Raw genomic sequence first — 7,924 nt, forward strand, 5'->3', positions numbered from 1 at the left:
GATCCTCGGTGGTCCTGGTCGCGGTCGGCGTCGGCCTTCTGGAGGGCGGGACTGTCTTGGTGACCGTGGCCTTGGGCTTGGCCGTCTTGGTGGGCTTCGTCGACGGCGGCGACGGCTGGGTGCCGGTGGGCTGGGCGGTGGGGACCGGCTGCGTCGAGATCGGTGCGGGGGTCGGCACCGTCGTGAGCGCCGGGACCGTCGGCGATCCGGCCGGATCCTCGGTGGGAAGCAGCATCGGGCCGACGCCGCTGTCGCCCGGACCGGCCGTGGTCCCCCACGGCGCGGTCACCTCGGGCTGCGGCAGCGTGGGCGCGTCCGTCACGCCCCCCTGGCTCAGAGCGGAGAAGGCGTCTCCCCCGGTAGCCGGGCTGGTGGCCGCGGCGATCGGGGCGAACCTGACCTTGCCGGAGTACTGGCTCGCCCCCCACACGCCGAGGCCCGACAGGAGCACGACGGCGGTCACGCCCGCCACGAGCCCCACGGGAAACGGCCTGCGCTCCCGTCCGTCGCCCTGCCCGGGCACGACGGAGGGCGCCGGATGCGGACCCTGCTGACCAGGGCCGGGCGGAGGTCCCCAGATCTGAGGCCCAGACTCCGGCTCGGCCGGACCTTGACCCGCCGAACCTATCGGGCCCTGCGCCGCCGGCCCCGTCGGAACCGCTCCGATCGGCCCCTGGTCCAGGGGACCGGGCTGGGCCGGTGCGGGTCGCACAGGGGGTTGGTCCACGGGTGCTGGGGACGGCGGCATCAGCGGCGTCCGGGCGCCCTCGACGGGCAGCTGGATGGGCAGGATCGCAGGCGGCGGCACTGAAACGTCCTCGGCCGGCGGTCCGGGCATGGGCGCGTTGCCATCGCCCAGCAGCCGCAGCAGCGCCGAGTACGCCGTGGGCCGCCCGTCCGCCTTCTTGGCGAGCGCGGCCAGCACCACCTGCCTCAGCGGCTCGGGCAGCTCGCCGATCTCAGGCTCCCCGTTCAGCACGCTCTCCGGGTCATGCCCGAACGGCGCAGACCCGGTGGCCGCGAACACCACGGTCGCGGCCCAGGAGAAGACGTCGGCGTATGGGCCGTACCGCAGCCCGCTGAGCTGCTCCGGTGAACGGTAGCCGATCTCGCCGGCCGGATCCCCCAGCTCGATGTCGGTGACGCGCGGCCCCTCGCCGGCGAGGATCACGTTCGACGGTGTGAGACCACGGTGGGCGAGCCCGGCCAGGTGAACGGCGGTCAGCGCGGTCAGCGTGCCCACCGCGAGCCGCTCCAGCGCGTCCCCGGTCAGCGGCCCGTCCGCCGCGACGGTCTCGGCCAGCGACCGGCCCTCGACGTACTCCCTGATCACGTACACCAGCCCGTGGTCGGCGCCCGCGTCGAGCGTGCGGGCCACGTACGAGCTGGACACCCGCGTGACGCCCTTGAGCCTGGCCACGAAGCCGGGGTCGGCGGAAGGGGCGACACTCAGCGTCTTGACGGCCACCTGGGGCGCCTTCTCGGACTTCCGGCCCAGGTAGACGACGCCACGTGGTCCCTCGCCGAGGCGGCCTGCGATCTCGTGGCCACCGATCCGCTCGGGCTGGGAGGCGTCCTTCTCCGCCATGACCGTCCTTTCGGGAAAACGTCATGATCGGAGGACATTTAACCAAATAAGCCCCATACGTATCAGAGGTTTCGGTCCCACAGCTTGACCGTCGACGGTCAAGTGGCATCCGAGCTGCGGCAAGGCTCTGTGCGCCCGTTCAACGGAAAGAAGCCCCAGCATGTCGCCAGGGCCCCGTTCCGTTGATCATTGCGTGGCAGACTCGATGTTCTGCCGGTAGGTGCCGATGACGCGAGAAGCTTCCTGAAGCTCCTCGGTCATGCGTTGGAAGGCCGTGCGGTAGTTCTGCCAGGCCTGCTGGAAACGCTGGGCTCCGGGGCCCGTCCACGCCGTGCCGACCTTGGCGGCCTCACGGTCGAGCGCGGTCATCGTGGTGCGGACCGCCTCCGACTGCTGGGTGAACTGGCTGGCCATCTGCTGCATTTCCGCGGGGTCGCCGCCGAGCATACTCTGGCTCATACATACCTCCTGACCGTGTGAAAGCGCACTCACACTAAAGGGGGCACACCGGCCGTCGTCGTGGTTATACCGAGCGGCTATGGTCTTCCAGAAGAAGATTCGGATTCGACGGGAGCTGTCCGGACATGCGCGAGGTTGTGGTGACCGGCGGCGGCACCGGGATCGGATACGCGATCGCGGCGGCGTTCACCTCGCTGGGCGACCACGTCACGATCACCGGCCGCCGCGAGCACGTGCTGAAGGAGGCCGCCGAGCGCCTCGGGGCCGCGTACGCGGCCTTCAACGCCGCCAGCCCGGTCGCCGTCAAGGAAGCGCTCGACACCCTGCCGTCGCGGGTGGACGTGCTGGTCAACAACGCCGGCGGCAACACCAACCTGGACCGCAGGCAGTCGGACGACCTGATGGACGTGGCCGAGGCGTGGTGGGCCAATCTCAACGCCAACCTGATGTCCGCCGTGATCGTCACGACCGCGCTGGCGCCGCGCATGAACGAGGGTGGCAGGGTCGTGTCGATCGGCTCGATCGCCGCCCGCGGCACGGGCTCCGGCTCGTACGGCGCCGCCAAGGCCGCCCTCGAGTCCTGGACCGCCGACCTGGCCGCCGAGTTGGGCCCCAGAGGCATCACCGCCAACGTCGTCTCCCCCGGCCTGGTGCTGGACACGGAGTTCTTCCGCGGCCGCCTCACGGACGAGGGCATCAGGGCCCGCGTGGAGAACACGCGCAACGGCCGCCCTGGCACCCCGTCTGACGTGGCAGATACCGTTCTGTACCTGGCCTCCGCGGGATCCGGGCACGTCACCGGGCAGGTGCTCCACGTCAACGGCGGCGCGTACCTGGGCCGCTGACACTCACAGGAAGGACGGACGTTCGGTGCGGAAGGTTCTGATCGCCAACCGCGGCGAGATCGCCGTACGGGTGGCCCGCGCGTGCAAGGACGCCGGCATCGCGAGCGTGGCGGTCTACGCCGGCCAGGACCTGGACGCGCTGCACACCAGAGTGTCCGACGAGGCGTACGCGCTGGGCGGGCAGTCCCCCGCCGAGACCTACCTCGACATCGCCAAACTGCTGGACGTGGCGGCCCGCTCCGGTGCCGACGCCGTCCATCCCGGCTACGGCTTCCTGGCCGAGAACGCCGCCTTCGCCCAGGCCGTCATCGACGCGGGCCTGATCTGGATCGGGCCGCCGCCGGCCGCGATCGCCGCGCTCGGGGACAAGGTGCAGGCCAGGCACATCGCACAGAAGGTCGGCGCGCCGCTGGTCGCCGGCACCAAGGACCCGGTGTCCGGAGTGGCCGAGGTGGTGGCGTTCGCTGAGCAGCACGGGCTGCCGATCGCGATCAAGGCCGCGTACGGCGGCGGCGGGCGCGGGCTGAAGGTGGCCCGGACGCTGGAGGAGATCCCCGACCTGTACGAGAGCGCCGTTCGTGAGGCGGTGTCGGCCTTCGGGCGCGGCGAGTGCTTCGTGGAGCGTTACCTGGACCGGCCCCGGCACGTCGAGACCCAGTGCCTGGCCGACGCGCACGGCGCCGTGGTCGTGGTCTCCACCCGCGACTGCTCGCTGCAGCGCCGCCACCAGAAGCTGGTCGAGGAGGCTCCCGCGCCGTTCCTGTCCGCGGAGCAGGAGCGGCTGCTGCGCGACAGTTCCAAGGCCATCCTGCGGGAGGCCGGATATGTCGGGGCGGGGACGTGCGAGTTCCTGGTCGGCCAGGACGGCACGGTGTCCTTCCTGGAGGTCAACACCCGCCTGCAGGTCGAGCACCCGGTGACCGAGGAGGTCGCCGGAGTCGACCTCGTACGGGAGATGTTCCGCATCGCCGACGGAGAGCCGCTGGGCTACGACGACCCGGCCCTGCGCGGCCACTCCATCGAGTTCAGGATCAACGCCGAGGACGCGGGGCGTAACTTCCTGCCCGCCCCGGGCACCATCACCGGCTGGCGCGCCCCGTCCGGTCCCGGCGTGCGCCTGGACGCCGGTTACGAGCAGGGCGAGACGGTGCCGGGGGCCTTCGACTCGCTGGTGGCCAAGCTGATCGTGACGGGCCGCACCCGGCAGGAGGCGCTGGAGCGGTCGCGGCGGGCGCTGGCGGAGTTCGAGATCGCCGGGATGCCGACGGTGCTGCCGTTCCACCGGGCGGTCGTCTCCGATCCGGCTTTCACCTCCGCGCCGTTCTCCGTGCACACGCGGTGGATCGAGACGGAGTGGGACAACACGATCGCTCCGTACGCGGAGGACGTGGCCGCGGCCGAGGCCCCGGCGCGGGAGACGGTGACGGTCGAGGTCGGCGGCAAGCGCCTTGAGGTGGTCCTGCCCGCGGGCCTCGGCTCCTCCACCGCTACGCCTGCGGCGAACAAGGCACCGCACCGGCGCGGCGGCGGCGCCGCGAAGAAGCCGGCCGCGGGTGGCGACTCGCTGGTGAGCCCGATGCAGGGCACGATCGTCAAGATCGTGGCCGCCGACGGGGATACGGTCAACGAGGGCGACACGGTCGTGGTGCTGGAGGCCATGAAAATGGAGCAGCCGCTGGCCGCGCACAAGTCCGGCACGATCACGGGCCTCACGGCGGCCGTGGGCCAGACGGTGACGTCGGGCGCGGTGATCTGCGAGATCAAGGACTCGTGACCGACTCTCCGTGACCTTTACTTGACGTCAATGGCAAGAGTAAGAGAATTCGCAGCCCCAGGATCTTCGTCCAGGGTGTGCGCCTGCGCGCTTTCCGGCGGGTAACGTGCGCAGTGAGGAACTTTGCCGACCGCCCGTTCGTCCTCAAGGGCGAAGGAGGCTTGCTGCCAATGACCCATTCGCTGCGCCGAGCAGGGGCCGCGATCGCGGCTCTGATCGCCGGACTCATCGTCGTTCTTGCGCTGTCCCCTGCCGCTAACGCGGCGGCGCCCCCTGACGCTCAGTCGGTGGTGTCCAACTGGAAGAACAACCCGCTTTACGTGGTGTCCGGCTCACCCTTGACGTCGGACCAGCAGAGTGAGATCAGTGACGCGCTGAAGGGAGCCGACAGCAAGATCTACGCTGTGGCACTCCCCGACGGCACGGTGGACAACTCCAGTATTGGGCCGTTCATGACCTCGCTCAACACCGCGCTGACCCAAGCGGGCCGGCCCCGCGCCACCATCGCGGTGCTCGACGGCCAGACGCTGTTCGCCGCTTCGACCGCCATCCGCCAGAGCGGCCTCGCAGGCGAGCTGGCCAATCGTGCCGTCTCCGCCAACTCTGACGTCGTCGACGGCATGAAGGACTTCACCAACCGCGTCGACTCCGCCGTCGCAGGCAAGACGCGCACGGCGCTCGACACCGGCAGCCAGGCCAACCCGGGCGCCGGCGGCACCGCCGCGCTGGTCGGTCTGGGCGTGCTGGCACTGGTCGGCGGTGGCGGCTACTTCCTCTACTCCAGCAACAAGAAGAAGAAGCGCGCCATCCAGGAGGCCAAGGACCTGGCCGCGGTCAAGCAGACCGTGGACGAGGACGTCACCAAGCTCGGCGAGGAGATCACCGCCGTCGACGCCGACGTGACCCTCTCCGGCGAGGGCGGCAAGCACATCGAGGAATGGCAGACGGCGCTCGACTCGTACGAGAAGGCCAAGACCCAGCTGGCCACCATCCAGCGTGTCGACCAGGTCCGCGAGGTCACCCAGACCCTCGAGGACGGCCGCTACGCGCTGGCCGTGGTGAAGGCCAAGGTCAGCAACGAGCCGGTCCCCGAGCGGCGCGCCCCCTGCTTCTTCAACCCGCAGCACGGCCCGTCGGCCCGCGACGTGCGCTGGGCCCCGCCCGGCGGCGCGGTCCGCGACGTGCCCGCCTGCCGCGCGGACGCCGAGGCCGTGGAGCGCGGCTTCGACCCGCAGATGCGTGAGGTCATGGTCGACGGCCAGCGCCGGCCGTACTACGACGCGGGTCCGGCGTACCAGCCGTACGCGTACGGCTACTACGGCGGCTTCGGCGACATCATGACCGGCATGTTCATCGGCACCATGATGGGCAGCATGCTGAGCGGCGGCTTTGGCTACGGCGGCTACGGCGCCGGCTATGCCGAAGGTTCCGCTGACGCCGGAGCCGGAGACTTCGGCGGTGGCGACGGCGGCGGCTGGGGCGACTTCGGCGGCGGCGGTGGAGACTTCGGAGGCGGAGACTTCGGCGGCGACTGGTAAGCCGATCAACGAAAAGCGCTCCCCCCGGGATCCGATCCCGCGGGGAGCGCTTTTTGTTGCTCAGCCGTCCCGCACAGGCAGCCCGCCGATGGCGGCAGTGACCTTTTTGGTCTGCGGGCACACCCACACGGCCCACTCCTGGACCTGATCAGCGAAGTCGGCTATCTGATGGGCAGCGTCGCCCTTGCGGCGGAGTGCGAGGCCCTGTCCGCTTCCGTCCGGGGCGTGCAGCCAGAGGAACGGCTCTTCCCAACTCTGAACGTCGGCGAACCGGACGGTGGGACGCACCGCGCAGTCAGCGTAGAGGTCCTTGAGCACGGGCCGCAGCGTTGGAGGAAGCGCCTCGTCCATGAGGCGAGTATGCATCAGGGGCTGCTGCTTCCGTATCGTTCCGCGCGGCGGCGACACGCCGCCGGGGCGGTGAGCAGCCAGCAGGCGTCAGCGCCGTCGCACAGCAGATCCAGGATGCGTCCCGCAAGGCCCTGGCCGCGTGCGTGCGGGCTTACCGCCCCGCGCTCGCCCTCGTACCACGGTGGGCCGCCGAATGCGGCACGGTAGATCTCGGCCAGCTGGGCGGCGCCGGCGAGTGCTTCCTGACCGGTGAGTCGCTCGAGCTTCACGCGGGCACCCGTACCTTGCCGATCCCCAGCGTGCTCGTCGCGGGCAACATGCCTGACTCGAATACCGCGCCGAGCAGGGGGCGGTTGAGCTGGGCCAGGCGTTCGGCCGCCACCTCGCCAAGGGCTCGCCACGGCTCGGCCGCCAGGTCGTCGGTCATCCGTTCGACCTGCTCGCGCAGGGCCTGGCCGGCCGGGGTGGCCGCGCCTTCGGCGTCGATGAGGCCGCGGGCGGCCAGCCGCTCCTGTGCGGCCCCCCACTCCTCCTCGCTCCAGCCGCGTCCGGCGAAGTTGGCGACCGGGGCGGCCCCGATGGCGGCGAAGGAGACCAGGGCCTCGCAGGCGTCCAGGTCGGCAACCTGCAGGGCGGTCAGGTGGCCGTCGCCGCGATGCTCGCGCAGCACGGTGTACGCCTGCCACAGCGCCAGGTGCGGCTCGTCGGCCCAGGGCAGGTCGAGGTTGGCGGCGGCCAGCGGGCGGTGGGCGAGCTGGATGCTCTCCGCGGCTCTGACGGCCAGCTCGGCCGGCTCCTTCAGCTCACGCGCCGACCCGCCGAGCAATGCGCGGAGCGTGCGGTCCATGGCTCGCAGGCGGGCATCGAGCACCTGCGAGGGCTCTGCGGTGGCCCAGATGCCGGGCACGTAGCCGGCGATCATCGTCGGGCTGAAGCTGTAGTAGGTGGCGGCGACGAGCCGCGGGCCGGCGGCGCCGAGCGGCGCGGTGCGCCAGGCGAAGTAGCTCGGCCAGCGGGAGGCCACGTCGTAGCCGAGTGCCGCCGCCTCCTCGAAGGCCTCAGGGCTGAAATAGATCGTTGCGTGCACCGGCTCGATCTGGTGCCACATCTGCCGCGCGAGCGATCCGAACATGCCCACACCCCTCACTGTCTAGATAGGCTATGCCGGTGACGATAGATCCATGGCGCATCACTGGTCAAGTCGAAATAGACAGTTATGTGGGAAGGTGGGTCGAGCAGGCGGCCCTTCTGGTGAACTGTCTGGCCGTCACCACGGCACATGGCCGACCCGCCACACCGCCTCAATCCGGCGAGGAACGGCGCGCCGCGATCGCCGCCTGTCTGGCCGCGGCCGGCCGCCCATCCCGCC

General features: G+C 70.9%; 8 protein-coding genes. 3 read left to right on the plus strand and 5 right to left on the minus strand.

The window, feature by feature from the left end; genetic code table 11:
• Both ETD86_RS50845 and ETD86_RS50850 read right to left on the minus strand, forming a co-directional pair.
• Nucleotides 1–1,588: serine/threonine protein kinase (locus ETD86_RS50845; protein WP_170223742.1), on the minus strand; the 1,588-nt coding region annotated here is incomplete at its 3' end.
• A 186-nt stretch (nt 1,589–1,774) separates the two neighbouring features.
• Nucleotides 1,775–2,047, minus strand: coding sequence for a WXG100 family type VII secretion target (locus ETD86_RS50850; protein WP_170223743.1), 273 nt, complete (start codon nt 2,045–2,047; stop codon nt 1,775–1,777).
• A gap of 125 nt (nt 2,048–2,172) precedes the next feature.
• Here ETD86_RS50850 and ETD86_RS50855 point away from each other — a divergent pair, with 125 nt between their 5' ends.
• The 3 genes from ETD86_RS50855 to ETD86_RS50865 all read left to right on the plus strand — a co-directional run bounded on the left by ETD86_RS50855 (nt 2,173) and on the right by ETD86_RS50865 (nt 6,204).
• A complete protein-coding gene (locus ETD86_RS50855) occupies nt 2,173–2,892 on the plus strand; it encodes an SDR family NAD(P)-dependent oxidoreductase (protein WP_138673808.1) in 720 nt (239 codons plus the stop codon).
• Nucleotides 2,893–2,917: 25 nt separating this feature from the next.
• Nucleotides 2,918–4,666: an acetyl/propionyl/methylcrotonyl-CoA carboxylase subunit alpha gene (locus ETD86_RS50860; RefSeq protein ID WP_138673809.1), complete on the plus strand. Its 1,749-nt coding sequence runs from the start codon at nt 2,918–2,920 to the stop codon at nt 4,664–4,666.
• A gap of 170 nt (nt 4,667–4,836) precedes the next feature.
• Complete coding sequence (locus tag ETD86_RS50865) at nt 4,837–6,204, plus strand: hypothetical protein (RefSeq protein ID WP_138673810.1); 1,368 nt, start codon at nt 4,837–4,839, stop codon at nt 6,202–6,204.
• Between the two features lie 60 nt (nt 6,205–6,264).
• Here the strand turns inward: ETD86_RS50865 and ETD86_RS50870 are convergent, their stop codons facing one another.
• The 3 genes from ETD86_RS50870 to ETD86_RS50880 are packed head-to-tail and all read right to left on the minus strand — an operon-like array spanning nt 6,265 to nt 7,687.
• Nucleotides 6,265–6,555 (minus strand): hypothetical protein, encoded by a 291-nt coding sequence (locus tag ETD86_RS50870; RefSeq protein ID WP_138673811.1) that lies wholly within the window; start codon nt 6,553–6,555, stop codon nt 6,265–6,267.
• 14 nt (nt 6,556–6,569) lie between these two features.
• Complete coding sequence (locus ETD86_RS50875) at nt 6,570–6,824, minus strand: GNAT family N-acetyltransferase (RefSeq protein WP_138673812.1); 255 nt, start codon at nt 6,822–6,824, stop codon at nt 6,570–6,572.
• Nucleotides 6,821–7,687 (minus strand): SCO6745 family protein, encoded by an 867-nt coding sequence (locus ETD86_RS50880; protein ID WP_138673813.1) that lies wholly within the window; start codon nt 7,685–7,687, stop codon nt 6,821–6,823. The genes ETD86_RS50875 and ETD86_RS50880 overlap by 4 nt, the downstream gene beginning before the upstream one ends.
• Between the last annotated feature and the right edge of the window lie 237 nt (nt 7,688–7,924).

This window comes from Nonomuraea turkmeniaca (assembly GCF_005889735.1).
GTDB classification, from domain to species: domain Bacteria; phylum Actinomycetota; class Actinomycetes; order Streptosporangiales; family Streptosporangiaceae; genus Nonomuraea; species Nonomuraea turkmeniaca.

Excerpts from the sequence above, each read along its gene's own strand:
- ETD86_RS50850 (WP_170223743.1), bottom strand. The coding sequence starts at position 2,047 with ATGAGCCAGAGTATGCTCGGCGGCGACCCCGCGGAAATGCAGCAGATG.
- ETD86_RS50855 (WP_138673808.1), top strand. The coding sequence starts at position 2,173 with ATGCGCGAGGTTGTGGTGACCGGCGGCGGCACCGGGATCGGATACGCG.
- ETD86_RS50865 (WP_138673810.1), top strand. The coding sequence starts at position 4,837 with ATGACCCATTCGCTGCGCCGAGCAGGGGCCGCGATCGCGGCTCTGATC.
- ETD86_RS50870 (WP_138673811.1), bottom strand. The coding sequence starts at position 6,555 with ATGGACGAGGCGCTTCCTCCAACGCTGCGGCCCGTGCTCAAGGACCTC.
- ETD86_RS50880 (WP_138673813.1), bottom strand. The coding sequence starts at position 7,687 with ATGTTCGGATCGCTCGCGCGGCAGATGTGGCACCAGATCGAGCCGGTG.